This is a genomic window from Mesorhizobium sp. M0500, assembly GCF_040321165.1.
In the GTDB taxonomy this organism is placed as follows: domain Bacteria; phylum Pseudomonadota; class Alphaproteobacteria; order Rhizobiales; family Rhizobiaceae; genus Mesorhizobium.
In genome coordinates this window covers 17,956-43,188 of record NZ_JAMYRB010000004.1, presented here as the reverse complement: position 1 = coordinate 43,188, position 25,233 = coordinate 17,956, and the positions used below count along the sequence as shown (strand labels likewise).

Sequence of the window (25,233 nt, the reverse complement as noted above, 5' to 3'; positions counted from 1 at the left end):
GAGAGCCAGCGGCACTCCGTCGCATTGGCTCCGGTCGGCTATTCCACCCAGGACTGGCTGACAATCCAGTAGAATTGCGGGCTGAAGGTGAAGTTCTTCAGCCTGGAAGAGATCACATCGACGCGCTTTGGCGTGAACAGGACAGCGACCGGAGCCTTGTCCGTCACAGCCTTGTCGATGGCGGTCCAGAGTGTCGCGCCCTTGGCCGGATCGGCGATGGTGGCTGCCTCTGCCTCGTCCATCGATGCGTCGATCGACTTGTCGCAGAACCCCGAAATATTGACCGAGGCGTCGGAGCCCGGCGTAAACGAGGCACAGCTGAACAAGACCTGCAGGAAATTCGATGGCGCCGGGTAATCCTGGAACCATTGCGAGATCGAAATCTGCACCTTGTTATTGGTGTTCTGGATGTAGGTGAACTGTATGTTCTGCGAGATCGGCTTGACCGACGTCTTGTAGCCAAGCTGGTTGAGCACATCCTGCAGGTAGACGCCGATCGCCTTGGAGACCGTGGTGTCCTCGGTGATGATCGTCACCTCCTGACCTGCGGTTCCCGATTCCGCGACCAATTGCTTGGCCTTGTCCATATCCGGCGCCGACCACTTCTCACCTGGATTGGCAGTGAACGAGCAATAGGCTGCGAATGACGGGAAGCCCGGCGGCAGGATCTGACAGGCCGGCTGCGCCAGATTGCTGCCGCCGAACAGCTTGACGATCGCGGCGCGGTCGATCGCGAAGTTCACGGCTTGGCGAACGCGGATGTCGTTGAACGGCGCCAGATTGGTGTTCATCGGCGCATACCACATTGCCGTCAGCGGGTGAACCGTGACCTGCGCGGCATATTTGGTGCCGAGTTCGGCGAGACGGTCGGACGGCGGTGGGTCGAACATCCAGTCCGCCTGGCCATTCTCGACCGCCGTCACCGCCGCCTCGTCGGTAAGGCCGAATTCATAGTCGATCTCGTCCGGATATCCGGCCGGCTGCGCTTCCTTGCTCCATTCCTTGAAGTGAGGATTGCGCACAATCTTCATTAGCTTGTTGGGGTCGTAGCTGGCGATCATGTACGGTCCGGTACCCGGGATCGGATCGGTGCCGGCGTCCTTCAGCGGCGCGCTCGCCGGCAGGATCGACGCGTGTGGAACGGCCAGCTTCTGCAGGAACTCGGCATCCGGCTGGACCAGGTTGAAGGTAATGCTTCCGGCCGCATCGTCGACCGACAGGCCACCTTCGAGGGTGCATGCAGCGGGGGCCTTCAAGCACGCATCCGCGCCGACGATGCCTTTGTAGAAGGTCCCGGCCGTCGGCCCGCTGATCTTGAAGATGCGTTGGAACGAAGCCACCACGTCCTTCGTGGTGACATCCGAGCCATCCGCGAATTTGATGCCCTTGCGCAGCTTGAAGACGTAGGTCTTGCCGCCGTTCTCGACCTGCGGGAGGCTTTCCGCCAGGTCCGCGACGACTTCGAAGCCAGTCTTGTCCCCGGCCTTCTTGTAGGTCACCAGGCCATCGTAGAGGACATAATTGATCTGGAAATACTGCAGCGTGTAGTTGATGTGCGGATCGGCGGTGCCTGCCGCGGCATTGGCCAGCAGTCGGAGTGTGCCGCCTGGCTTGCCCTCGGTGGCCAAGGCACTGCTTGCCGGCGACATCATGATCACGCCGAGCAGAGCCAGGCAGGGTATCAACGCTGCAAATGCTTTTTGGGGTCGCATATTTATTCCCTCATGGAGGCGTGTCGGCTTTTGCCGCGCTGAACCCGATCGATCGACCATTGCGCGGCTGAAACAGTCTGGGTTTGCGAACGGTGTCCGCTACTTGGCCCAATCACAAAAGACTACGGCGAGCGAAGCCGGACGGGATAGCTATTAAGATAGATAGGGTCGGACAGGCTTATCCCCGCCTATTTGTTGAGCAGCCGGCCGACATGGCTATTTGACAAGCAATCATCAGCGGGTAAGCTTGCCCGATGCAAAGCCTTCCAGGCGATCTAGAGAGCCGGTTCCAAACCGGAATGAGCATCGACGCTGCCATGGCGGTGGCAACGGAGGTGCTGGAGCCCATCGGTTTCACCGCGTTCATCTACGACTATACGCCCGTGCCGGTCAGTCACAAGGGCGAGCTTATCACGCCCTCGTTGATGGCTCTGCGCAACGTGCCGCGCGACATGCAGGATCTCTGGTGCAAGGGCGGATATTATCAGCTTGACCCGGTGCAGGAGGCCGCGCTCACCGTATCGAGACCGTTTCTCTGGTCGCACAGCGGCGTTCAGAGCACCGTCATGCAGCGCGTGCTCCAGTCCAAGCACGATCCTGTGGTCAGCTATTTGCTTGACACCAGGATGACCTGCGGCGTCACCGTACCCATTCGCCTTGCCGGCGGCGATCTCGCCACCTTCACCGCGATCCGTGCCGATCCGGAGGCCGGGTTCGAGCTCGAAGCCAGACCCTTGATCGCCGAGATCGGAGATCTGGGTCATCTGCTGCATGACTCCGCCTACGCCGGTTTCGACGCCGGAATCCGCACCTGCCAACATGTCCATCTGACGTCGCGCGAACGTCAGTGCCTGCGCCTGGCCGCTGCCGGACTGACGGCCAAGCAGGTCGCGCGTGAGATTGGCCGCGCGGTGCCTACCGCAACGCTGCACCTCAACGCGGCGACGCGAAAGCTTGGCGCGCGCAACCGCTTCCATGCCATCGCGCTCGCCGCCCATTACCGGCTGCTCGAACCGGAGCATTGAGGCTCGCGACCTGCGGGGGATCGGCCTTGCCTCGGGCAAACCCATAACCGGCGAACCTATAAAAAGTGCTAGCTGTAAATGCGCTGGGCCGCTTAGTACCGTCGGCCGCAAACAAGGCTTGGGAGGGGTGCACCAAAGTGGCTCCTGCCGCGCCATGATGCGGAGCTTGGACTGTGACGGCACATGCGATCACCGAAGGATTTAGCGACTACAAGGGCTATCGCACCTGGTACCGTGTGACCGGGGACCTCGGGTCGGGCAAGCTGCCCCTGGTCGTCGCTCATGGTGGACCGGGCTGCACCCACGACTATGTGGACTCATTCAAGGAGCTTGCCGGAACCGGGCGAGCCGTCATCCACTACGATCAGATCGGCAACGGCAAATCGACCCATCTGCCGGACAAGGGCGGCGACTTCTGGACCGTCGATTTCTTCCTGGGCGAACTCGATGCGTTGCTCGCCCATCTCAGCATTGCCGGCCATTATGCCCTGCTCGGCCAGTCCTGGGGCGGCATACTCTCGGCCGAGCACGCCGTGCGCCGCCCTGAGGGGCTCAAGGCATTGATCCTGGCCAATTCGCTGGCCTCGATGGCGCTGTGGGTGGAAGGAGCCCGGCAATTGCGCACCGAGTTGCCAGCCGATGTGCAAAGTGCGCTCGACCGGCACGAAGCGGCGGGAACCACCGATCACCCCGAATATGTTGCGGCGACGAAGGCTTTCTACGACCGTCATGTCTGTCGCGTCGTTCCGATGCCGCCAGAGGTCGCCCGGACATTTGCGGCAATCGAGGAAGATCCGACCGTCTATCACACCATGAACGGTCCCAATGAGTTCCACGTCATCGGCACGATGCGGAATTGGACCATCGTCGACCGCCTGCATCGGATCGAGGCGCCGACCCTGGTTTTCCGCGGCTTCTACGACGAAGCGACCGAGGCCTGCGTCCAGCCCTTTCTGGATCTTATCCCGTACGTTGAAGGCCTGGTCTTCCCGAATTCCAGCCACATGCCGCATGTGGAGGAAAAGTACGACTGCCTCAGCGCCGTCGGGCGCTTCCTGGCCAAATACGATTGACGTTCCAGCGCCAGGTCTTCTGTTCCAACGGATCGTCGACACGACGCAGTCGTCGTGAGGCAGGTTCAGAAAACCTCGAACCGTCCCATTTCTCTGCCGACGCACATTGCTATGCCTCGGTGATGGCGACGCCACGCTATGTGGATGTCCCGCAAAGGCCTGCAGGGTCGTCCGATGAGGCCAAATCACGGGCAGAATGCCAGATCACGGACAGCATAAAGGAGCCCATTCGAGCGCCTTTTCCATTGCCCGCGGAGGCAGGGGCCTAACGTTGCGGCGCAGATTGGCATGTCGCCGGCATGGCCGCAATCAGCCTGCCCTCCCCTGAACTGGCATCCCGTCGCTGAAAAACCTGACGGATACGGAGGACCAAGTTGCCGGTGGGTACGGAAAGTATCGGACCCAAAGTTTCGCCAAGCAGTTGCAACCGAATTCATTAGCCGGCGTTAAAGTGCGGGTGATCTAGCGGGGCATGGGGAGGCTTTCATGCAGACGTATCTCGTCGAGCGTATGGACGGCGACGATGTTATCTCGGTGCGCGTTGTCAACGCGCCGAGTCCGTTCAGAGCCGCAGCTATGATGACGGGCGGGCGTATTACCTTCCGAACGTGGGAAAAGGATTGGATCCGCGTGACCGACGAAAATCGGGGACAGATCTATGCCTATTGTTTCGTCCCCGGCAGCTATTCCGACACCGAAGCATCGCCGGTGTCGTCCGGAAGAACCACCGAATAGGCAATATGCCTGAATAGCGGCAATTCCATCTTCGACCCCACCTTGGTCTTCGAGCCCGCCTTGGCATGTGTCCGTGTCATGCGCACCACAACAGCCAGCGAGCCCGGCATGATTGGCTCGGCCGGCGGCTTGCGAAACAGGCGAAGTGACTAACCAAGCGCCCTTGAGGGAAGATCAGGGCATCATCAGAATGATCGATGAAAAGATTGGGGCGGGGGGCGATAAGTGACCCTAATCTTAGCGTAGGCAACTCATGTCTTCGGCATATTTGGGATCAGAAGTCGCGGATCAGGATCTAGCGGTGGATTGTCAGACAACGACCTCCGATAATTGGTCCAGTGTCCCACAATACGCACTGGATCAGGGTGGTCCCGTACTGCGCCCATTTCAAAGATTGGGCGTCGATTTTACCAACATTGCGGCCTTCGATCACCTGAGAAATGTCGTCCGCCAGTACCCCGACAAGCTTGCAATCAGCGACGGCGCCAATCGTCTGACCTATTCCCAGCTCCTCCGGTCAGTCGAGACGCTGTCCCACCAGATCGCGGCGACCGTCCCAGACGGACAGGCGATAGGGATTCTTCAGGCCAACTCGGCCTGGTATCCCATTGCCATGCTGGCAAGCATGACGGCTGGGCGGCCTTCGGTGCCACTCAACGCGCGAGATCCTAGCTCGCGTATCCTTGAAATCGTGGCCGGGGCGCGGCTCTCAGCTGTCCTGGGCGAGGGCAATGTCCGACCCGATGGATTGCCCCACCTGGTCAGTTGGATCGATGTGTCGACCAGTGCGGCCTCGCAGGCTGGGCAAGTGCCTCGTTCTTATTCCGTCTCGGTCGATGCGCCCGCCATCGTGCTTTATACGTCAGGGAGTACGGGCCGGCCCAAAGGCATCGTTAACAGCCAGCGCAGCTTGCTGTGCCGGGTCCAGCAATATGTCGATGCGTGCCACATCAACTCGGATGATGTTTTCCTGCCATTGACCGGACCCGCCACAATCGCCGGGTGCCGGGAGATTCTTGCTGCTCTTCTCACCGGCGCCACCTTGCATCTGGTCGAAGTCGAAGCGGTCGGCCTGCGCGCCGTTCAACGCCTGGTGCGATCCGAAGACGTGACAATCACCTATCTGGTGCCGGCACTGCTTCGCGCGCTTATGGCAGACGGACCTGCAGAAGCGTTCCATTCACTCAGAGTCGCCCGGATCGGTGGCGAGAAGGTGCCCTGGACCGACATCGCCCTGCTGCGCAAGGCCGTCTCCGATACGTGCCTTATCCAGATCGGTTACTCGTCAACCGAGACCACCGGCTCGCAATGGTTCCTGCCGCGAGACTGGCCAGAGCATGGAGATTCGGTTCCAGTTGGCTGGCTGCTGCCTGGAATCACCTTCGCAATTGTCGACGAAGCGGGCCGCCGCGTTCAACCGGGCCGCAGCGGAGAGCTTCTGATCAGGAGCCCGTATGTCTTGCTTGGCCATTGGGAGGACGGGGCGGTTGTGCCGGCAACATCAGACCCGCACGATCCAGGCCTTCGGATTTTCGCGACAGGTGACCTCGTTCGACTTGATGATCAAGGCCTACTGCACATCGTCGGTCGCAAGGGGCGCCAGGTAAAAATCAACGGTCGACGCGTCGAGCCAGCCGAACTCGAACGGGTGCTGCGTTGTCCACCCTCTGTCGCGGATGCCGTGGCAATCGTGACGGCCGCGAATGAGCTTGTCGCCTTTGCTGTTCCTCGGCGCTCGGCCGAAGCGACCTTTTCGGACGAGCTTCGCCAGCTTGTCAGGACCAATCTGCCGCCGCCGCTGCGTCCCTTGCGGTTGCACACGATCGCCGAGATTCCGCGTCTGCCGAGCGGCAAAGTCGACATCACGACACTTGCAGAGATGGATCTTTCAGCCAGAGAGACAGCGGCGACCGCGCGTCCGCTCGAGCCGCGAGGCAAGCTGACCGCGCAGCAGGTTGTCCAGCGGGCATGGACCAGCATTCTCAATACGCGCGTGGCGGCAGGACGCTGGGATGACGCCGGAGGAGATTCGCTGAAGCTGCTGCACTGCGTCATGGAAATCGAAAGCGCCATCGGGCAGGAACTCGGCCTTGAGGCCTTCACCGTCGGGATGAGCCTGGAGCAAATGGTCAAGGCGGTCGTGTCCGCCCAGGCAGGCGATCAAAGCGCGCGCGCCCAGAAGCACGACCCTCCCATTCTTTTTCTGTTCCCGGGGTCCGTCGGCTATGGCCCGAGCCTTGCAGCCTTTGCAGCAGCGATGGGCAAGGTGACCCGCGTTGCCCCGATCAGGTATCCGGCCCTGGCTATGATACTGCGCGGACAAGACAGCCTCGCCGATATGGCCGACGCCGCCGTCGACCAGATCCGCCGCGCCCAACCCTCGGGCCATGTACGACTTCTCGGCCATTCGCTCGGCGGCGCTGTTGCCTTCGAAGTTGCGGCGCGGCTGCTGGCAGCGGGGCGAACCGTAAAGTTCCTCGGCATCCTCGACACCAGCCTCGTCGGGGAGCGAAGCGCCCGCTGGGAGACGTTTACGCGCACATTCAATCGAATCCGAACCAACCGCGTGTCCGCTTACCGGATGGCATGCCGCGCCCTCGCGAAAGTCGCCGTGGCAATGAAGCGCGAGGCACAACTGGTCCAGTTTCTCGACCGCTTCGCTCAAGGACAGTTCAACGCGACGAGCTTTAGAACCAAACTGGAACTGCAAGAGGTTTTGCGCGCGCAAGCCTTCTTCCAGTGGGTGGCCGAGCCAAAGCCGGCTCTGCCGATCACAGGCACCCTGTTCCGCTGTGCTCGACCCGGAATGCCTCTGGCAATCGGCTGGGATAGCGTCTTCGCCCATCTGGACGTGATTCCGATCGTCGGCAGCCACATCGATCTGGTTGTAGAGCCTCACCTTACCACCAATCGTCCCCTTATCGAGAAAGCGGTGGCGAAAACCTATTCGCCAATCGAGTCTCGCAAACTGGAGTACAAGCCATCGACCTGATCTCAACATTCGGCAAAGACGCCCTGGTGCTCGACGCTGGCGCGGAAGTCGATCGCATCGTCCAGATCTTGGGCCAGCAGGTCCTCGGCACGCTGCGACGTCGAGGGGTGGTTGTCGGCCTCTCAGGCGGCATCGACAGCTCCGTCGTTGCGGCGTTGTGTGTTCGCGCCTTTGGGAAAGGCAAGGTCCTCGGGATATTCATGCCGGAGCGCCATTCCTCCGGCGACTCACTGAGGCTCGGCCGCATTGTCGCCGCACACCTTGGTATCGAAACGATCCTGGAGGATATAACGCCGGCCCTGGAAGCGATCGGCGCCTATAGACGGCAGACCGAAGCAATCCAGACCGTCGTTCCCGAATATGGGGACGGCTGGAAATGCAAGCTGGTGCTCGCCTCGGTTCTCGAGAGCAACGGTCTCAACATCACGCGCCTCACGGTTCAGGACCCCGAGGGCAGGACCGACACGGTGCGCCTGCCGTCGGCAGCCTATCTGCAGATCGTCGCTGCAACCAACTACAAGCAGCGCCTGCGCAAGATGACCGAATACTACCATGCCGACCGCCTCAACTACGCGGTAGCGGGCACGCCGAACCGCCTGGAGTACGACCAGGGCTTCTTCGTCAAGCAGGGCGACGGAATTGCCGACCTGATGCCAATCGTCCACCTCTACAAGACCCAGGTCTACCAGTTGGCCGAATATCTTGGGGTGGAGGAAGAGGTCCGGCGCAGACCGCCCACCACAGACACCTTCTCGATGGCGCAGAGTCAGGAGGAGTTCTACTTCGCGCTTCCTTATTATCTGATGGATCTGTGCCTCTACGGCTTGAACCATGGGATCGCCGACGAAGACGTCGCCGAGGCAACCGGCCTCACCGTGATGCAGGTCCAGAAGGTTTTCAAGGATATCGACAGCAAGCGGCGCGCCGCACGTTATCTTCACGCGCGGCCGTTGGTGTCCTCTTCAATGGGCGAGGGCTAGGCGATGTGCGGCATCGCCGGAATTGTGTCGCTGAGCGCCGCAGCGGCGCCCCCTTCCCGCGATGCGCTGATACGCATGGCGGGCGCGCTGGCGCATCGCGGCCCGGACGAACGCGGCCTTTACCGGGACAGACGTGCGGGATTGGCGCATGCCCGCCTGTCCGTCATCGATCTCGCAAGCGGCCAGCAGCCACTCGCCGGCGCGGGCGACACAATGTGGATCGTCTTCAACGGCGAAATCTTCAATTACGTCGAGCTGCGACAAGACCTGGTCGCGCTCGGTTATCGCTTTCGCACACGCAGCGACACCGAGGTCATCGTCCATGCCTATCATGCCTGGGGCGAGGCCGCCTTCGAGCGAATGAATGGGCAGTGGGCAGTCGCCATCTGGGACTCCGTGGCAGGTCGTCTCGTCTTGTCGCGGGATCGGTTCGGCATCTGCCCGCTGCACTTTTGCGAGCATGGCGGACGGCTTTACTTCGCCAGCGAGGTGAAGGCCATTTTCGCGGCCGATGCGGATATACCCCGCGCCTTCGATCCAGCCGGCATCGATCAGACTTTCACACTCTGGACTGTCGCGCCGCCACAAGGCGTGTTTGGAGGAGTAAGCGAACTCACGCCGGGGCATGTCCGCATTTATGACAGCGGCGTCGTCCGGGAGCGGGCTTTTTGGAAGCCTGACTATCCAGAGGTTGACGGACCCGGCGATGATGAATTCACCGGCTCGCTTGATGACGCGGTGGAGGAAGTGCGCAGCGCCCTGGAAGCCGCGACGGCGCTCAGGATAGTACGCGCCGACGTGCCGGTCGGCTGCTATTTGTCCGGCGGGCTCGACAGCTCGCTGGTCGCCACGCTGGGGAGACGCTTCGCGGGCGAGCGCTTCCAGACTTTCTCGCTGCGTTTTGCCGACGCCGAGTATGATGAGACGCATTTCCAGCGCCTGGTTGCCGGCGTGGCCGGCAGTGACCATCATGAGGTGGTTGTTTCGCGCAGCGATATCGCTGGCATCTTCCCTGAGGTGATCTACCACACCGAGCGGCCAATCCTCAGGACCGCGCCGGCGCCGCTGTTCCTGCTCTCGAGACTGGTGCGCCAGCACGGCATCAAGGTCGTGCTGACCGGCGAAGGGGCCGACGAAATGTTCGCCGGCTACGATTTGTTCCGCGAGGGCAAGGTCCGCCGCTTCTGGGGACGCCAGCCCGCCTCGACGCGACGCTCGCGGCTGCTGGAGCGCCTCTATCCCTATCTCAGCCGCTCGCCGGTGCAGCAGCAGGCGATGGCACGCCAGTTCTTCGGGCGCGACATCCACGCCTGTGACGCGCCTGGTTTTGCGCATGGCACGCGCTGGCGTACCACAAGCGCCATCAAGCGGCTGTTTTCGGCAGACATGCGCGCCCAAACGGAGCGCCGCAACGCCGTGTCCGAGCTGCTTGCCCGCCTGCCGCCGGAGTTTTCGCGATGGGGCTCTCTTGCGCAGGACCAGTACATAGAGATTCAGACGCTGATGTCGGGATACCTGCTTTCCTCACAAGGGGACAGAATGCTGATGGCTCATTCCGTCGAGGGGCGCTTCCCGTTCCTCGATCATGAACTCGTGAGACTCGCGAATTCGCTTCCTGCCGCCTACAAGCTGCGCGTGCTCGATGAAAAGCATGTGCTGAAGCGCGTAGCGCAACCGATCGTGCCGTCGGAAATCGTCACCCGCAAGAAGCAGCCTTACCGGGCCCCCAACGCGCTCTGCTTTGTCGCAGATGGCGCTCCGGCCTACATTCGCGAAGCACTTTCGGAGGCGGCGCTGCGCGAAGCGAACGTCTTCGATCCCAAGTCGGTTACCCGGCTCCTGAACAAGTGCCAGGCCAGCGCCGGCGACGGCGACCTGTCCAACTCCGACAATATGGCGCTTGTCGGGGTGCTGTCGACGCAGCTTCTTCATCGGCAATTTATCGCGAGCCTTCCAAGTGGGGCTCGCACGCTCAAGCTCAGCATCGATATCGACCGCGAACACCGCGAAGAGGTGCTCGCATGATGCATGGCGCCGTACCGCTCCTGCATGACTATCTCACCCACTCTGCCAGCCGGCTCGGCGAGAAGGTGGCCCTGGTGTGCGGCAATCAACGTGTCACTTATGGCGATCTCGATATGCGTTCGAACGCCATAGCGCACCATTTGACCGATGCCGGAATTGCGCGTGGCGATCGCGTGGTGGTCTTCGCCGACAACACTGTCGAGGCCGTCATTGCGTTCTGGGCGGTGCTCAAGGCCAACGCCGTGGTGTGCATCGTCAATCCGCTCACCAAAAGCGACAAGCTTGATTATCTGCTCAACGATTGCCGCCCGACGGCACTGATCACCGACAAACACCTGCACTCGATTTTCAGGGAGCCGGCGCGGAATTGCCCATCGTTGCGCCGCATGATCGTCTCCGGGCCGATCGAACACAGCGACCTGCAAGAATTGCCGCATGCTGTGCGCTGGGACGCCGCGGTCGCGGCAGCCCGCAGCACGCCGCCCTCGCGCCGCTGCATCGACATCGATCTCGCTGCGATCATTTATACGTCCGGCTCGACGGGCGAGCCCAAGGGCGTGATGCTGACGCATCGAAACATGATCGCCGCGTGCGCCTCGATTTCCTCATACCTGGCGCTTGCCGAAGACGAGGTGATCCTCAATGTCCTGCCGCTCGCCTTCGACTACGGTCTTTACCAGATGATCATGGCATTCGGTGCGGGCGCCCGGCTGGTGCTTGAGCGCTCGTTCGCCTTCCCGGCGCAGATCCTTGGGCTGATCAAGCAAGAAAGGGTGACGGGTTTTCCCGGCGTACCGACCATCTTCGCCGCACTCGGGGAGCTCAGGTCTCTCAGGGATCAGGATTTTTCGAGTATTCGCTACGTCACGAATACTGCGGCCGCCCTGCCGCTCAAGCACATTCTCCTGCTGCAGGAGCTGTTTTCTGGCGCCCGCATCTATTCGATGTACGGCCTTACCGAATGCAAGCGCTGCACCTACCTGCCGCCGGAGGATCTGGAGCGAAAGCTGTCGAGCGTCGGGATCGCCATCCCCAATACGGAAATGTGGATTGTCGACGAGCATGACAGGCGGGTCGGCCCCGGCATCGTTGGTCAGCTCGTCATCCGCGGAGCGACGGTGATGAAGGGCTATTGGGGCAAGCCGGAGGCGACAGCCAGGAAGCTCAAGCCCGGCCCGCTGCCGGGCGAGCAGGTCCTATACACCGGCGACTACTGCCGGATGGACGCCGAGGGCTACCTCTACTTCGTCGGTCGCGGCGACGAGATCATAAAATCGCGCGGAGAGAAGATAGCGCCGAAGGAGGTGGAAAACGTGTTGATGAACATTGCGGGCGTACGGGAAGCCGCGGTCATCGGCGTTCCGGACGAGCTGCTCGGGCAAGCAGTGAAGGCATTTGTCGTGATGGAGCAGGGAAGCATGATCGGTGAAAAGCAGTTGCAGAAAGAGTGCCAGAGACGGCTGGAAAACTTCATGGTTCCGAAGTCCATCGTCATCGTACCCAGTCTGCCGATGACCGACACGGGTAAGCTAAAAAAAACGGCCCTGTCATGAGTCGGTACCAGGGCGAAGTTGATCAGCATTCATCTTTTGTACCGGAGGCGAAATCAATGTTATCTACCAAGGATAGAACCGATACCTGCAGCGAACAAATTCGCGCTTTCCTGGCTTCGAATTTCTATATAGCCGATCCCGAGAGCCTGGAGAGCGACACCTCGCTCCTCGACCAGGGCATCGTGGACTCGACGGGTGTGCTCGAGGTTATCGGCTTCATCGAGGAGACCTTCGGCATCACGGTTGAAGACAGCGAGCTGCTGCCGGAGAATCTCGATTCCATCGAGGGAATTGCGCAATACGTCATGCGCAAGAGAAACTGACGCAAGAGAAACTGATCGCCGAAATCTCGCGCAACTCTGTTTCAACTTCCCGGCCGTTTCTAGCCGCGACAGCGCGTCTACCTGCCGCGGCTGCGATGCTTACGCCTGCGCCCTCGTATGTCCCACAACCACCCTGCCCTCATCGGCCTGGTTGGTGACTGCCCGGATACTCTCATAGGCCTTGGAACGCTCGAGCAAACTCATGACCTGCCGGTCCTGGCCAAGCCCCACCTCGAAAAGCAGGATGCCTCCGCGCCGCAAATAGCGCGGCGCCTCCTTGAGCACCCGCATGTGGATGCTCAGGCCGTAGGGGCCGGCTGCGAATGCTTCACGCGGCTCGAGCTCGACCAGATGCGAACGGTCGCCCTCGAGCCGTTTTTCCGAAATGTAGGGCGGGTTGCAAACGATCACGTCGATCGTGCCGTCGAGCTCCAACCCTGAGAAGGCGCTGAACAAGTCGCCCTGAAGCACCGTTACCCGGTCCTCGATTTCAAGATGGGTGACGTTGCGGCGCGCGACCTCCACGCATCCGTCGGTAAGATCGCTTGCCCACACGCGCGCGGTGGGAGCGTGGTGCGCGATGGCGCACGCCAGATTGCCCGCCCCACAGCACATGTCGACAACGCGAGGCACCGGCAGGTTCAGTTGGCTCAGGACATCGAGAGTGGCCTTGCCGAGCAGTTCCGTTTCCGGCCGAGGAACAAGCGCACCGGGCGAGACCAGCAACTGCAATCCCATGAAGGTGCTGCGCCCCCTGCCGTAGGCATCGGCAACGTTGATCTCTTCGCTCACGACACTCGCCTCCCGATTTAGCCGGCGTTGGTGGCCGACAATTGCGTACCGATGAAGTGTATCTCAAAACCGTTTAACTCTCGATCGACAAAATCAAAACCGATCCCTCCCCAGACGCTTTGAAGCCTTGATGCTACAAAGATGACCATAAGCTTCTGCGCCGTGTCATGATTAGGAATATCTCCTTACCCGACCCGGTTATCCCCAGCCTGGCGAGCCAGTTGCCGAATTCTCAGCCTGGCGTCACGATTTTGCTACATTTTAATCAAAGAAGGCACGTATGTAAGCAATTCGTAATGTTCAGCAGCGGGGCGGGGCTGCTGCTTCCCGGAAGGTTAAAGTTTGTCCCTCATCGAAAGAATCGACGAGATTGCGCGGCAATTTCGCGTCAACGAGCGCACATCATGAAGTCGACCAAAGGGCGCTCGCTCGATCTCCGCTCCGCAATGTTCGGCTGTGTGCACGGCCTCGTCGGCGTAGGCATTTTCTCGGCATTGATAAATATCCTCGCCTTGACCGGCTCCGTCTACATGCTCCAGGTCTATGACCGCGTGCTGCCTTCGCAGAGCGTGCCGACTCTTGTCGGATTTACAGTCGGGATGCTGGGACTTTACGCGGCCTATGGGCTCCTCGATTTCGTGAGGCTTCGCCTGTTGGTCCGCATCGGCAGCCGCCTGCATAGAAATCTGCAGCAAAAAGCGTTCGCAGCCTCGCTTTCCCTGCCCCTCGTCGCCGGGCCGGATGCGAACCGGGTACACCCGCTTCGTGATCTGGACCAGCTACGTGGCTTTCTTTCCGGGCTTGGGCCGACAGTCTTATTCGACGCTCCCTGGATACCATTTTATATGGTGGTCATCTATCTGCTGCACCCCGCGCTTGGCGTGCTGGCAACGCTCGGGGCATGTGCCGTTGTGTTTTTGACGGTGGTTGCCGAGATCATCGGCCGCAAACCTGCGGCTCGTGCATCTGAGACACTCGTAGCGCAGCGGCTTCTGGCCGACTCCGGCCGCCGCAACGCAGAGGTTGTTCAGGCGATGGGCCTTTCCGCCCCGCTTAGCCGGCGCTGGAACGAGGTCAGTCATCTTTATCTGAAGAACCAGGAACGGCTCTCCGACGTCGTCGGCGCAGCAAGCTCACTGTCGAAGACGCTCCGAATGGCCCTGCAATCATGTGTGCTAGGGCTTGGTGCCTACCTTGTGATCGGCGGCGAGGCCTCGCCTGGCGTGATCATTGCATCGTCCATATTGCTGGGCCGCTCGCTGGCGCCGGTCGATGTGGCGATCGCAAACTGGAGAGGGTTTCTGGCAACCCGCAAAAGCTATACCGAGCTGTCGGCAGCCCTGGATGCTTTTGATAGCCAGCAAGAGCCAATGGAACTGCCCGGCCCGAAGGCTGAGCTTGCGGTCGAGGATTTGACCGTCGCGCCACCAAGCCTGCAGAAGCCCACCATCTTCAATGTAAGCTTCCGCTTGGCGAGAGGCGCAGGGTTGGCGGTCGTCGGCCCGAGCGGCTCCGGCAAGACCACGCTCGTGCGCGCTTTGGTCGGGGCATGGAAGCCGCTTCGTGGCACGGTAAGATTGGACGGCGCCTCGCTCGATCAGTGGAATTCAGAACTGCTCGGCATTCATATTGGCTACCTTCCGCAGGACGTTGAGCTGTTCGACGGGACGATCGCCGATAACATTTCGAGGTTCGGCGGCAAGCGCGACGCAAAAGGCGTGCTGGCAGCTGCCAAGGCTGCGGGCGTGGACAAGATGATCATGCGTCTTCCGCAGGGTTTTCAAACACGCATCGGAGAAGGCGGCGCGGCCCTTTCGGCTGGGCAGAGGCAGCTCGTCGGGCTTGCCAGGGCACTTTACGGCGATCCATTCCTCGTCGTTCTTGACGAACCAAATTCCAATCTGGATGCAGACGGTGATGCTGCTTTGGCCGGCGCAATCCTGGCAGTGCGTCAGCGCGGCGGTATCGTGATCGTCGTTGCGCATCGCCCCTCCGCTCTCGTCAACATCGATCAGGTACTCGTCCTGTCGAACGGGATGCTCCATTCGTTCGGCTCGCGCGAAGACGTTCTGGCAAATGTGATCCGGCCCTTCCCGCGCCCGGACAAGCCAAACATTGTCGTTCCGCTGCAGCACGGTGCAAGCGGGCATGCGTGAGGTATTGCTTAGTGTCTAACGTGACCATGTCGTCATATGCTGCGGTTGGCGGCGAAGGCCAGCCGACCGGGGAGAAGCCGGAGCCGGATGGGATTCGAGCCAATCTACCCTGGGGTACTCTGGTCCGGAGCCTAGCAGCACATTGTCGTTCCGCCGCACAAAGGTGCAGCCGGACATATGCGAGGTATCGCTCTGCTGTTGCCGTGTCGTCATACGTCGCAGCCGGTGGCGAAAGCCGTTCGTTGGAGACGAAGCCAGAGCCGGATGGCATCCGGGCCAATCTGCTCTTGGGCCTGGCAACCAGCTTGCTGTTGATCTTTGGCGGAGGGCTCTGGTTGGGATTGACCAAGATTGCCGGCGCGGTGATTGCGCCCGCAACCGTGGTGGTCGAAAGCAACATTAAAAAAGTCCAGCATCAAACCGGCGGCACCATCGGCGGAATCTTCGCGCAGGACGGCGATCATGTGAAGGCCGGCGATGTGTTGGTCAGGCTGGACAACACATTGACCCGAGCAAACCTGCAGATAATCACCGAGGACCTCAATCGCGCCACCATTCGTCTGGCCCGACTGGAGGCCGAGCGCCAGGGTCTGCCGGAAATGCAGATCCCGCCCGACCTTCGCGCTCAAATGGGCGACCCGCAAGTGGCGGCACTTGTCAGTGGCGAGCGTGCCTTATTTGAAAGCCGTGCTGCGGCGCTGGCTGGCCAGAAGGCACAATTACAAAGCCGCGCGAAGCAGCTGGAACGTCAGATCGATGGCCTCAAATCGCAGCAGTCCGCAACGGACGAGTCTCTGGATCTGCTGACCAAGAACCTTGCGGATGTCGAATCTCTCTACGCAAAGAAGTTGGTGTCCAAGGAGAGGTTGAGCAATGTCAGCCTGGACAAGACCCGGGCTCGCGGCGAATCGGGACGCCTTGTCGCAGCGATAGCAGAGGTACAAGCTCACATCAGTGAAACGGACCTGCAGGTGCTTCAGCTCGACGAACAAATGCGGAGCGACGTGACCAACGAACTTCGCGAAACCGAAGCCAAGCAGACCGAGCTCAGCGAGCGCCAGGTGGTGGCCGAAGACGAACTCAGCAGGACAGACATTCGTGCCCCGCAATCGGGCACAGTACAAGAATCCTCGGTCCATACCGTAGGAGGCGTGATTGGCGCAGGAGAGGTGCTCATGATGATTGTGCCCGATTCCGACAACCTTGTCGTCGACGCTTCCATTCCTCCGTCGCGTATCGATGAGATTCATCCCGGACAGCAGGTGTCGATCCGCTTTCCAGCGTTCGACGCCGGCACCACACCTGCTTGCGAAGGCTCGGTCAAGCGCGTCTCAGCGGATCTGATCAAGGATCAGCAACGCCAGCTTTCCTTTTTTTCGGCGCGCATCGACGTCGAGAATGAAGCGACGTGCCTGACAGGAGAGAAAATACTCAAACCGGGCATGCCCGCCGAAGTCCACATAAGAACCGACGAGCGCAGTGTCTGGTCCTACTTGATGAAGCCCCTTACCGACCAGTTTTCCAGGGCCTTCAGGCAGTAAAGCGGTTGCGAAACGCGGCCCGATCTATCGGGTCGCCGCATTTTCGAGAGCGCTGCTGAATCTGACCTCGATCGTGTCTCCCGGCATGACCTCGGTGTCTTCTTGGGCAAGCTGTTTTCGCCATTCTTCGCCGACCTTGCGAATGATCGTGACCTCGGCCTGGACCTTCTCGCCGGCAACCGGCAACGGCAGTGCGGCAGCTCCCGTGGGCTGCAACTTTTGGCTGGCGGCGCGAAGCCTTGCGCTGACGTCGGCAAGGCGCACGTTGGTATCCTTCAACTCGATCAGCAGACCCATCCTTCTTTGGTTGTCATTGCGTTCGTGCTGTCTGGCAAAATCGTCCTGCTGACGTCGTGCTCTCATAAGCTCAACCGACGTTTCGAGTGCCCGGCTGGAAGAGAGAACCAAAGCGCGCCGAACGTCGGCGAGCCGGTTGTTGGTGAGATTTCCGGACTCAAACGCTTTCCTTACGCGCGCCAGATCGTCTTCGTCCGCCTTCACCCCATCCGCTTCGGCCTGCTCGCGTTTGAGCAAGGTCTCGGTTTGTGCGGCGGCATCCTTGCCGCTTTTATCCAGAAAGCCCTGCTCTTGCTGGAAGTTGTCCAACGAGAGCTTCAGCCCTTCCGCTTCAGCCTGCGCGATCGCCGACGCAAAACTTGCCGGCAAGGGAGATCCTTGTGGTGGCCGCATGTCGAAAGTCGGTTTGTCCTGAAGTTCGGCGCGGATGCGGGCGCTATGAAAATAATCTCTCGTATATTCCCCCCAAAGCGACTCGTAATCGCGCCGCAGATCCACCGGATCTGGGCCAACCTGGTTTGCCCGGGACCTCAAAAGGCTGAAACCGCCTGACACGGCAATCGCCTGCCGCACGGTCATCAGCGGGCGGTAGGCCTGCTGTCCGGGAGTGAGCACGTCGCCGGTCACATAGATCGGCCTGTACTCCGCAACCACGGCGGTCACGTCTGTCGGCTTGATGACGATCATTTGCTCCCGCCCATCAGGCAGACGCTGGTGGAATATCTTGGTCGGCAAGATCGTCTGCATGCGCGTTTGCAGTTCAGCCGGAGTTAAGCCGCCCACCGAAACCATACCGACTTCGGGAAGCGCGATCGTGCCGTCCATCTGGACCACCGCACGTTGCGTTCGCTCCGGGATGGAAGCAATTCCAATCTCGACGGTGTCGCCGGCAGAAAGTCGATAGGCGACCCGCGGTTCCGCTGCAGCAGCCGTATCCATGGCAGCCAGCATGCCGAGCACGACAATAAGGATTCGATCAACGAGGACCATGGGCGACAATCTCCTTCTGGCTCGAATCCGGCGATACCGCGGCCGCAATCAACAGCGGAGCCAATCCTCCCGGGCGAAAGCTCATGTCATGTAACCCATTTCGTGTCGCACCCGGCCTTCGCTGAGGCGCCCTTGCCACCATCCGATGGTCCGCTCCAAGCCTTCGCGCAGGCTGGTCTGGGCACGCCATCCAGTCTTGCTTTCGAGGAGCGAAGAATCGGCCAGCAAGGCACGCACCTCGGAATTCTGCGGCCGCAGGCGGCGCTCGTCCCGGTGGATTGGTTTCTTGCAGCCACTCAACTCGATCACCAGATCCAATATGTCCGAGATCGTCACAGCGCGCTGGCTTCCGGCATTGTAGGCATGGCCAAATTCGAGCTCGGCGGAACCTGCGGTCAAAAACGCCGCCGCGGTGTCTTCCACGAAAGTAAGATCGCGGATCGGGCTTGTGTCTCCCACCATGATCGCCGGGCATTTTTTGTCGAGAGCCTGGCGTATAATGGTCGGTACGATGGCCCGCTCACTCTGGCGCGGGCCGTACGTATTGAAGGGCCGCATGATGACCACGGGGATGTCGAACGATCTGGCGTAGGACTCCGCCATCATGTCCGCGCCGATCTTGGATGCCGAATATGGTGACTGTCCCTGCAACGGGTGGGATTCGCTGATAGGCATTGTCAGCGCGGTGCCGTAAACCTCGCTTGTCGAAGTGTGCACTACACGCTCCGTCTCCCATTGGCGCGCCGCTTCGAGAACGTTGACCGTGCCCAGGATGTTGGTCTCCACATAGGACTGGGCAGCGGCATACGAATACGGGATAGCTATCAGTGCGGCGAGATGAAACACGACCGCCTGGCCACGCACGATCCGGTTAAGGAACGCGCTGTCGCGAACATCGCCGCGGACGAGATTCAACTGGCGTCGTATGGTGTCGGGCAAATCGTCCAGCCAGCCGTGGCTGTCGAAGGAATTGTAGAGTGCCAGCGCGGTGACGTCGGCGCCGCTGCGGACGAGTGCTTCGGTGAGATGAGAACCGATGAACCCGTCGGCACCCGTAACCAGAACTTTCCTGCCCTTGTATGCCATGACCCAAGCGTTCCCCCTATGACGTGAGGCACTGACTTTGCAAATCCACGAGAGCGCGGATGTCCCACCTGCTCTCAAGGTCCAATCGGCGGCGGCGAAACCACGCCAAGCACCGCCAGCAAGCCGCGCACCATCCACACAACATCGGAGCCGATCGTGCGCTGCGGATAATAGGAAAGGTCGAGCCTGGCTTTGGCAGGAAACAGAACCTGGCGATAGAACAGTAGCGGGTCCACCGATCGCGGATAGAAACGGGCTTCATGCCGGAAGAGAACCTGGGCTGGACCCAGCAAGCCTGGCTTGTATTGTAAAACGTCTTCGAAGCCCCCGCGAAAACAATCGGCGAAGGCAAGGCTCTCCGGGCGTGGTCCGATGATTGCCATCTCGCCTCTGAAGACGTTCCAAAGCTGTGGCAGTTCGTCGAACTTGGTGACGGCGAGGAACCGTCCTATCGGCGTCATGCGGCTGTCATCGGCCATGGTCAGAGCCAAGCCACCGGGGTCGCATTGAACGCTGAACTTGCGGAACTTGTACATGCGGAATGGGCGAGCACCGGCCCCGACGCGGGTCTGTGTGAAGAAGATGGGCCGCCCGCCTTCCAGCAGCAGCGCCACGGCAATCAGCAGCATCAGCGGGGCGAAGACGATCGCCGCGGCTGCCGCAATGACAAGATCGATTGCTCGTCTCGCAGACCCATGGGCGGCGCTCGAGACGTTAGACCGGTGAATGGCTAGATCCAGGGCATTCATGCGGCTGTTCCTGTCTGGGCGCAATTATTGACCGCCGCGGCAAGAGCGACGACTACCGATTCGACCAATGGCGCGGTGATCTGCGGATGCAGCGGTACAGTCAGTTCGCGCTGCGCGAAATCTTCAGTGCGCGGTAAGTGAGTACCGGGAATGAGCTCACGATAGAGCGTCATCTGGTGCACCGGCGGGTAGTGGATAGTGGTTTGTATCCCTTGCCCGCGCAGTGCGTCGATGACGTCTTGCCTGTCGGCGTAACGTGGCAAAAGGATAGGCATGATGTGGTAGGCCGACGTCCGCGGCTCGTGGAATGGGATGGTCACGGCCGGGCAATGCTTCGCTATGAGACGGCGATACAGCATGACCAGGATACGCCTGATCTCATTCCACTCCTGCAGATTTTGCAGCTGGACCAGTCCGATCGCAGCCCGCAATTCATCCATGCGATAGTTGAATCCGAGCATGGTGACATCATACTGAGGGGTGCGGCTGTTCAGCCTTTGACGCGTCCCGGTGGTCATCCCATGTCCACGCGCCTGGCGGATTGTCTCGAGCAGACCGGCATCCCTGGCGATCACAGCCCCGCCTTCCGCCGTGGTCATGTTCTTGTTGCCGTAGAAGCTGAAGGCGGCTGCGGCACCAAATGTCCCCACCTCCTTCAAGCCCGGCGCATGCGCCGCGTCCTCGACGATGTGCAGCCCCCGGGCACGGGCGAGCCTCTGCCATTGTTCCCGATCGGCGAGGTAGCCGGCGAAATGAACGAGAATGATTGCCTTGGTGCGGGCCGTGCATTTCGCTTCGGCTTCCACGATCGACATCAGCGGCACGTCGGCTGACTCGATGTCGACGAAAACCGGCGTCGCACCGACATAGAGGACCGCATTTGCGGTCGCCACGAACGTCAAGGATGGCACCAGCACCTCGTCGCCCGGTCCGATGCCAAGTGCGTGCAAAATGAGATGAAGCGCTGCGGTGCAAGAACTGACCGCGACGCAATCCTCCGCATCATGAACGTCGGCAAAAGCTTGTTCGAAGGCTCGTACCTGCTCCCCCATGGTCAGCCAGCCGCTGTCGATGACCTTGGTCAAAGCAGTCTTCTCCGGCACACCCAAGATCGGGGCACTGACCAAGAGCATCACAACCTCCTAGACTGATAACTGTGGGAACCGGGCTCGTGACTTCATCATGCAGCCGTCGCAGTGACCTCGATCGAGGCCGACTGGTCTTCCCAGGAAATGGCCTGTGCGTTCTGAAAATCGTCGACGCGCCCGATATCGAGCCAGAGACCCTCATGTTTGTACACGTGCACGGTTGTGCCGTTCTGCATCATCTGCAGCATCAGGTCGTCGAACCCAAAGGGTATGCCGGATGGGATAAACTGCAGAACATCCGGGTTCATGCAGTAAATTCCCATGCTGACCAGATGCGAAAGCGTCGGCTTCTCGCGAAAGACCTGCACGGTATTGTCGACTTCGTCGATGACGCCGAAATCCATCTTGATCAGGCGACAGGCTGTTGCGATCGTCACTGGATCGGTGTGCTTACGGTGCGCTGCTACAAATCGACTGAGGCTTAGATCCGTGAGGACATCGCCATTGAGAACGATGAATGGCTCCGTCAGTTCATCCCTGATCAAAGACAGTGGCCCGATGGTGCCAAGCGGCTCCATCTCCTGCGTATATCGAATTTTCAGGTTCCACTGCGAGCCATCTCCACACACGGTGCGGATCAAGTGGCCGAGATACCCGGTTGTAATATAAACTTCCTGAATGCCGTTGCGTCGCAACCATTTCAGAAGCATCTCGAGAACCGGCCGTGCGCCGATCGGCATGAGCGGCTTCGGCAAGACCGAAGTGAAGGGGCGGAGGCGTGTTCCCATTCCTCCACATTGAATAACCGCTTTCATCCTGGTCCTCCCTTGTTCATTCGGCCTGAACGCTATCGTCACGGGCCGGCTATCCTGCCCTGGTCAGCACCCGGGAAACGCGTTCTTGTCCCCTCAGAAGAACCGGTGAGATTTCCCGTAGAAGACCGGTGAGATTTCTCCACTGTCCCCTGATCCGGACATTGCATCTGGATGGTATGTGGCCGTCAGGGTGGATGTCGTCGTGCATTCGAATGGTAACAATTCAGCCGTTTTGCTGTTCTATATCTTTAGACCTATAGCACTGCTGAACGACCGGCCGGTCTGTCAGCTGTCCAAAAGGTCAGAACGTATATTCGACGACGTTCGGCGGGTTTCGCTCACAAGGGGCAAAAAAAGAGGAGCGTTTCCCGTCATTTAAGATTATATTAGAAATCTGGCGTTTGCGGTGTTGGGGGTGCTGCAGCGTCGGCTGGATGAATCGACGAGTGGATGGCCACGACTTTCAGGCCATTACCGTTCAATCCATTCAGATAGGCGTTGGGGTAGTTCAATGTATCGAATCGTCATCGCCGACGATCACGGCTTGTATCGTCGCGGCTTGCGATTGGCACTGACCGCAGGCATTCCAGGTGTGGAGATCTTTGAAGCGTCCTGTTTCGACGCGGTGCTCAGTTTGCTGGCAGAGCAGTCGTTCGTGGATCTTGCGATCCTGGATCTGAATATGCCGGGCCTGTTCAATCAAGAAGTGCTCGGCGGGATCCTGTCTGCCTATCCGGACACGCGATTTGCGATCGTTTCCGGAAACGATTCACGCTCGGAAATACTCACGGCTCTGTCGATCGGACTTCACGGCTACATCGTAAAATCGCAGACGGACGAAGAGGTTGTTTTGGCCGTCAATGAAATCCTCTCCGGCCGCATCTATGTTCCTGCACTTCTGTCACGCCCGGGAGCGACGCAAACAACCCACGCGCATACCCATTCCGACGACAAAGGCCCACAGAGGCGTACCGCTGGCGTCAACCTTGGCAGGCTGACTTCGAGGCAAAAGGAAGTCCTCAAGCTGATGGCGGAAGGCTATTCAAACAAGGAAATTGCGCGCGATCTGGAAATCGCAGAGGCGACCACGAAAATCCACGCTGCTGCGGTTCTGCGTGAATTGGGGGTACGCAATCGGACCGAGGCTGCCGTTATGCTGAAGACTTGGCTTTCGAGACATGCCAGCTAGAGCGCCGCGCGTCCTTTTGGACGTGCAAACGGCGTCCCAAGACTCCTCATGCATTTTACTGCATATCCCAAAGCCGAGGCGCAGCTTTGAGCCGACGACATTCTTGGAAGGAACCCTGCGCATCTCAAAGGCCGCTCAGCGCGACTTGCCTTTAGATATCTGCTTTCCGATTGGAGCACTGCACTACAATCCGATTTCCTTGCGTGACAGCCGCAGCGAATACCGCAACCCTTGGTCCGACATTTCCAGCCTGGGAGAGTGACCGACAAGCGGCGCTCCATCCACTCCGATTATCATGGAACCGAAGCCATGACGGACTACGCTTGAGGTCCTACGCCGCCCCGATTCCACCCACTCGAACACGATATCACTGCCTGTTTCTTCAGGTGCGAACGTCCAGCTTACGTCGATCCGGCCTTTTGGATCGGCAAGCGCTCCATATTTCATGGAATTGGTGGCAAGCTCGTGAACGATCATTGCAAAACTCTCGGCGGCGCCTCCCGACATCGCCACGGAAGGACCGCTGACCGATATCGCACGTGTTCCAATATATGGGTGCAATTCTTGCGCAACGAGATCGTTTATCGCCCCCGATACGCTGCCGTTGCGTGAAAGAAGCAGATGGGTTGCCTCGAGCGCGCGTATCCGGTCGATCAGCATTTCCTTGTATTTGGCGACGTTGTTTCCGGGAACATCGACCATTTTCACGAGCGCCGTGATCACCGCGAAAACGTTGCCGAATCTGTGACGTTGTTCGAGCATGATGCGCTCCCGCTTCTTTGCCGCGGCGCGCAGCAGCGTGGTTTGTCGTCTCTCGCTCAGGTCGGCAGCCACTCCAAGCCGCTGTCCACCATCATCATGTCTTTCCTCCCTTCCGCGCAGCGCAACCCAGCGGATATGTCCGTCCGGTCGGCGGACGCGTATCTCAACATCGTAATTCGTGACCGATGGTGCGGCCTTTCTCGATGCCGCCAGCTTTGGCCAGTCCGCCGGATGAACGACAGCTGACAGCTCCTCCAAACTGCGGCTATTGGCCTGGGCCAGGCCGAGAATGTCCCAGAACGTGTCCGAGCCCGTGACTATCCCGCCTTTAAGGTCTATGCGCCACGTGGCCAAGCGTCCAGCAGACAGAGCGAGGTCCAGCCATTCCTTCTGGGCCCGAAGCGCTTCGTGAACAGCGCGTCGTTCCGAAATATCGTCGACCACCACGAAGATGCTCTCCGAGAGGCCACCCTCGGGCACGGACGAAGAAAGCGTTAGCCTGGCCCAGAATGCCGTACCGTCCTTTCGTGACAGACGCACCTCCGAAACGAACGAAGAAATGTCATTGCCCAGCCTCGCCAGCAATTGCGCCAAGGTATCCCGGTCGTTCGGATGGGCGAGCGTATCGAGCTGCAGTTGGGCAAGCTCCTCCTCCTTGTACCCGGTCATCTCACAAAGGCGTCTGTTGGACTGCAGCAACTCACCTTTCTTGTTGGTGTTCGCGAATCCCATGGCAGCACGTTCGAAGGCCCAACGATAGCGGCTTTCGGTCGCCTCGACGGCAGCGAGCCTGGCCTCCGCGACTTCCAGCAACTCACGCAAGTCCTGCCGCAGACGATGGAAGGTCATGGCAATCACGCCTCCCGAAACCAGAAGCAGGATTGCGCGTGCCCAATCTCCACTTGAAATCTGATCGTGTCCTCGTGCCCACAGCCCGACAGCCACCATCAGAATGGTCGCAGCGAGCGCCGGTACGCGGTCTTCGAGATAGGCGATAATAATAATAGCCGGAATAAATTCCAGAAAACTGGCGCCTTGCCCAATATAGGCTGACGATTTTATTTCAAATATCAGTGTGGCAGCTAACACCGATGCAGAGGCAATATGAGTTAGCAATCTGCCCGACGGGTTCGAATTCGACCTGCGCGACTGCGAGCTCATGGACACAGACTACAACCTTCTGACTAGCCCGTCGAGACTAGAGCAAAAAACGTACAGCTTAGTACCACTGCCGGATTGCCATACCGCTATCATAGCGCGCATTTTATCGGACGCAGCGGGGCCTAAGAGCTGCCTTAGAACTGTCGGATCATATTAAGTTTTCAAGGTGGTGATGAACGTATTATCCGT

General features: G+C 59.9%; 19 protein-coding genes. 11 read left to right on the top strand and 8 right to left on the bottom strand.

Annotated features, from left to right (window positions below):
- Positions 1-38: 38 nt before the first annotated feature.
- Positions 39-1,712 (bottom strand): ABC transporter substrate-binding protein, encoded by a 1,674-nt coding sequence (locus NKI70_RS09670; RefSeq protein WP_023675636.1) that lies wholly within the window; start codon positions 1,710-1,712, stop codon positions 39-41.
- A 299-nt stretch (positions 1,713-2,011) separates the two neighbouring features.
- On the opposite strand from NKI70_RS09670, the gene NKI70_RS09665 reads away from it, so the two are divergent.
- The 8 genes from NKI70_RS09665 to NKI70_RS09630 all read left to right on the top strand — a co-directional run bounded on the left by NKI70_RS09665 (position 2,012) and on the right by NKI70_RS09630 (position 12,418).
- Positions 2,012-2,737 carry a LuxR family transcriptional regulator gene (locus NKI70_RS09665; RefSeq protein WP_245274646.1) on the top strand — a complete coding sequence of 242 codons (726 nt, stop codon included), beginning with the start codon at positions 2,012-2,014 and terminating at the stop codon, positions 2,735-2,737.
- 173 nt (positions 2,738-2,910) lie between these two features.
- Positions 2,911-3,810: a proline iminopeptidase-family hydrolase gene (locus tag NKI70_RS09660; protein ID WP_023675634.1), complete on the top strand. Its 900-nt coding sequence runs from the start codon at positions 2,911-2,913 to the stop codon at positions 3,808-3,810.
- Between the two features lie 486 nt (positions 3,811-4,296).
- Positions 4,297-4,545, top strand: coding sequence for a hypothetical protein (locus tag NKI70_RS09655; RefSeq protein WP_156937305.1), 249 nt, complete (start codon positions 4,297-4,299; stop codon positions 4,543-4,545).
- 253 nt (positions 4,546-4,798) lie between these two features.
- Positions 4,799-7,537 carry an AMP-binding protein gene (locus NKI70_RS09650; protein WP_502897781.1) on the top strand — a complete coding sequence of 913 codons (2,739 nt, stop codon included), beginning with the start codon at positions 4,799-4,801 and terminating at the stop codon, positions 7,535-7,537.
- A complete protein-coding gene (nadE, locus tag NKI70_RS09645; protein ID WP_352699493.1) occupies positions 7,534-8,517 on the top strand; it encodes an NAD(+) synthase in 984 nt (327 codons plus the stop codon). Before NKI70_RS09650 ends, nadE begins: the two co-directional genes overlap by 4 nt.
- 3 nt (positions 8,518-8,520) lie before the next feature.
- Positions 8,521-10,542: an asparagine synthase (glutamine-hydrolyzing) gene (asnB, locus tag NKI70_RS09640; protein WP_023675630.1), complete on the top strand. Its 2,022-nt coding sequence runs from the start codon at positions 8,521-8,523 to the stop codon at positions 10,540-10,542.
- Positions 10,539-12,095, top strand: coding sequence for a class I adenylate-forming enzyme family protein (locus tag NKI70_RS09635; protein WP_352724528.1), 1,557 nt, complete (start codon positions 10,539-10,541; stop codon positions 12,093-12,095). The genes asnB and NKI70_RS09635 overlap by 4 nt, the downstream gene beginning before the upstream one ends.
- 56 nt (positions 12,096-12,151) lie before the next feature.
- Positions 12,152-12,418: an acyl carrier protein gene (locus NKI70_RS09630; protein WP_023675628.1), complete on the top strand. Its 267-nt coding sequence runs from the start codon at positions 12,152-12,154 to the stop codon at positions 12,416-12,418.
- A 99-nt stretch (positions 12,419-12,517) separates the two neighbouring features.
- On the opposite strand, the gene NKI70_RS09625 is transcribed toward NKI70_RS09630, so the two are convergent.
- Entirely contained in the window at positions 12,518-13,210 is a 693-nt protein-coding gene (locus NKI70_RS09625) for a N5-glutamine methyltransferase family protein (RefSeq protein WP_352679306.1), read from the bottom strand.
- Positions 13,211-13,614: 404 nt separating this feature from the next.
- On the opposite strand from NKI70_RS09625, the gene NKI70_RS09620 reads away from it, so the two are divergent.
- Positions 13,615-15,366 (top strand): type I secretion system permease/ATPase, encoded by a 1,752-nt coding sequence (locus NKI70_RS09620; RefSeq protein ID WP_352699399.1) that lies wholly within the window; start codon positions 13,615-13,617, stop codon positions 15,364-15,366.
- A 242-nt stretch (positions 15,367-15,608) separates the two neighbouring features.
- The gene (locus tag NKI70_RS09615; protein ID WP_352699397.1) at positions 15,609-16,907 is read left to right on the top strand and encodes an HlyD family type I secretion periplasmic adaptor subunit; all 1,299 of its coding nucleotides are present in this window, start codon (positions 15,609-15,611) and stop codon (positions 16,905-16,907) included.
- Positions 16,908-16,931: 24 nt separating this feature from the next.
- On the opposite strand, the gene NKI70_RS09610 is transcribed toward NKI70_RS09615, so the two are convergent.
- From NKI70_RS09610 to NKI70_RS09590, 5 genes are all read right to left on the bottom strand, one after another.
- Positions 16,932-18,194 carry a polysaccharide biosynthesis/export family protein gene (locus tag NKI70_RS09610; protein WP_352699395.1) on the bottom strand — a complete coding sequence of 421 codons (1,263 nt, stop codon included), beginning with the start codon at positions 18,192-18,194 and terminating at the stop codon, positions 16,932-16,934.
- An 81-nt stretch (positions 18,195-18,275) separates the two neighbouring features.
- Positions 18,276-19,280, bottom strand: a complete 1,005-nt coding sequence (locus NKI70_RS09605; protein WP_023675622.1) for an SDR family NAD(P)-dependent oxidoreductase — start codon at positions 19,278-19,280, stop codon at positions 18,276-18,278.
- A 74-nt stretch (positions 19,281-19,354) separates the two neighbouring features.
- Positions 19,355-20,029 (bottom strand): sugar transferase, encoded by a 675-nt coding sequence (locus NKI70_RS09600; protein WP_023675621.1) that lies wholly within the window; start codon positions 20,027-20,029, stop codon positions 19,355-19,357.
- Positions 20,026-21,162 (bottom strand): DegT/DnrJ/EryC1/StrS family aminotransferase, encoded by a 1,137-nt coding sequence (locus NKI70_RS09595; RefSeq protein ID WP_023675620.1) that lies wholly within the window; start codon positions 21,160-21,162, stop codon positions 20,026-20,028. The genes NKI70_RS09600 and NKI70_RS09595 overlap by 4 nt, the downstream gene beginning before the upstream one ends.
- Positions 21,163-21,209: 47 nt before the next feature.
- The gene (locus NKI70_RS09590) at positions 21,210-21,932 is read right to left on the bottom strand and encodes a nucleotidyltransferase family protein (RefSeq protein WP_352679313.1); all 723 of its coding nucleotides are present in this window, start codon (positions 21,930-21,932) and stop codon (positions 21,210-21,212) included.
- 511 nt (positions 21,933-22,443) lie between these two features.
- Here NKI70_RS09590 and NKI70_RS09585 point away from each other — a divergent pair.
- A complete protein-coding gene (locus NKI70_RS09585; protein WP_023675618.1) occupies positions 22,444-23,121 on the top strand; it encodes a LuxR C-terminal-related transcriptional regulator in 678 nt (225 codons plus the stop codon).
- A gap of 183 nt (positions 23,122-23,304) precedes the next feature.
- Here the strand turns inward: NKI70_RS09585 and NKI70_RS09580 are convergent, their stop codons facing one another.
- Positions 23,305-25,044: a PAS domain S-box protein gene (locus tag NKI70_RS09580; RefSeq protein ID WP_352724527.1), complete on the bottom strand. Its 1,740-nt coding sequence runs from the start codon at positions 25,042-25,044 to the stop codon at positions 23,305-23,307.
- Positions 25,045-25,233: the final 189 nt, after the last annotated feature.

What these genes read in the sequence shown, in the direction of transcription:
- NKI70_RS09665 (WP_245274646.1), top strand. Translation starts at nt 2,012, where the DNA reads ATGAGCATCGACGCTGCCATGGCGGTGGCAACGGAGGTGCTGGAGCCC.
- asnB (WP_023675630.1), top strand. Translation starts at nt 8,521, where the DNA reads ATGTGCGGCATCGCCGGAATTGTGTCGCTGAGCGCCGCAGCGGCGCCC.
- NKI70_RS09620 (WP_352699399.1), top strand. Translation starts at nt 13,615, where the DNA reads ATGAAGTCGACCAAAGGGCGCTCGCTCGATCTCCGCTCCGCAATGTTC.
- NKI70_RS09590 (WP_352679313.1), bottom strand. Translation starts at nt 21,932, where the DNA reads ATGAAAGCGGTTATTCAATGTGGAGGAATGGGAACACGCCTCCGCCCC.
- NKI70_RS09605 (WP_023675622.1), bottom strand. Translation starts at nt 19,280, where the DNA reads ATGGCATACAAGGGCAGGAAAGTTCTGGTTACGGGTGCCGACGGGTTC.
- NKI70_RS09595 (WP_023675620.1), bottom strand. Translation starts at nt 21,162, where the DNA reads ATGCTCTTGGTCAGTGCCCCGATCTTGGGTGTGCCGGAGAAGACTGCT.
- NKI70_RS09650 (WP_502897781.1), top strand. Translation starts at nt 4,799, where the DNA reads ATGTCTTCGGCATATTTGGGATCAGAAGTCGCGGATCAGGATCTAGCG.
- NKI70_RS09580 (WP_352724527.1), bottom strand. Translation starts at nt 25,044, where the DNA reads ATGAGCTCGCAGTCGCGCAGGTCGAATTCGAACCCGTCGGGCAGATTG.
- NKI70_RS09635 (WP_352724528.1), top strand. Translation starts at nt 10,539, where the DNA reads ATGATGCATGGCGCCGTACCGCTCCTGCATGACTATCTCACCCACTCT.
- NKI70_RS09585 (WP_023675618.1), top strand. Translation starts at nt 22,444, where the DNA reads ATGTATCGAATCGTCATCGCCGACGATCACGGCTTGTATCGTCGCGGC.
- NKI70_RS09610 (WP_352699395.1), bottom strand. Translation starts at nt 18,194, where the DNA reads ATGGTCCTCGTTGATCGAATCCTTATTGTCGTGCTCGGCATGCTGGCT.
- NKI70_RS09670 (WP_023675636.1), bottom strand. Translation starts at nt 1,712, where the DNA reads ATGCGACCCCAAAAAGCATTTGCAGCGTTGATACCCTGCCTGGCTCTG.
- NKI70_RS09630 (WP_023675628.1), top strand. Translation starts at nt 12,152, where the DNA reads ATGTTATCTACCAAGGATAGAACCGATACCTGCAGCGAACAAATTCGC.
- NKI70_RS09600 (WP_023675621.1), bottom strand. Translation starts at nt 20,029, where the DNA reads ATGAATGCCCTGGATCTAGCCATTCACCGGTCTAACGTCTCGAGCGCC.
- NKI70_RS09655 (WP_156937305.1), top strand. Translation starts at nt 4,297, where the DNA reads ATGCAGACGTATCTCGTCGAGCGTATGGACGGCGACGATGTTATCTCG.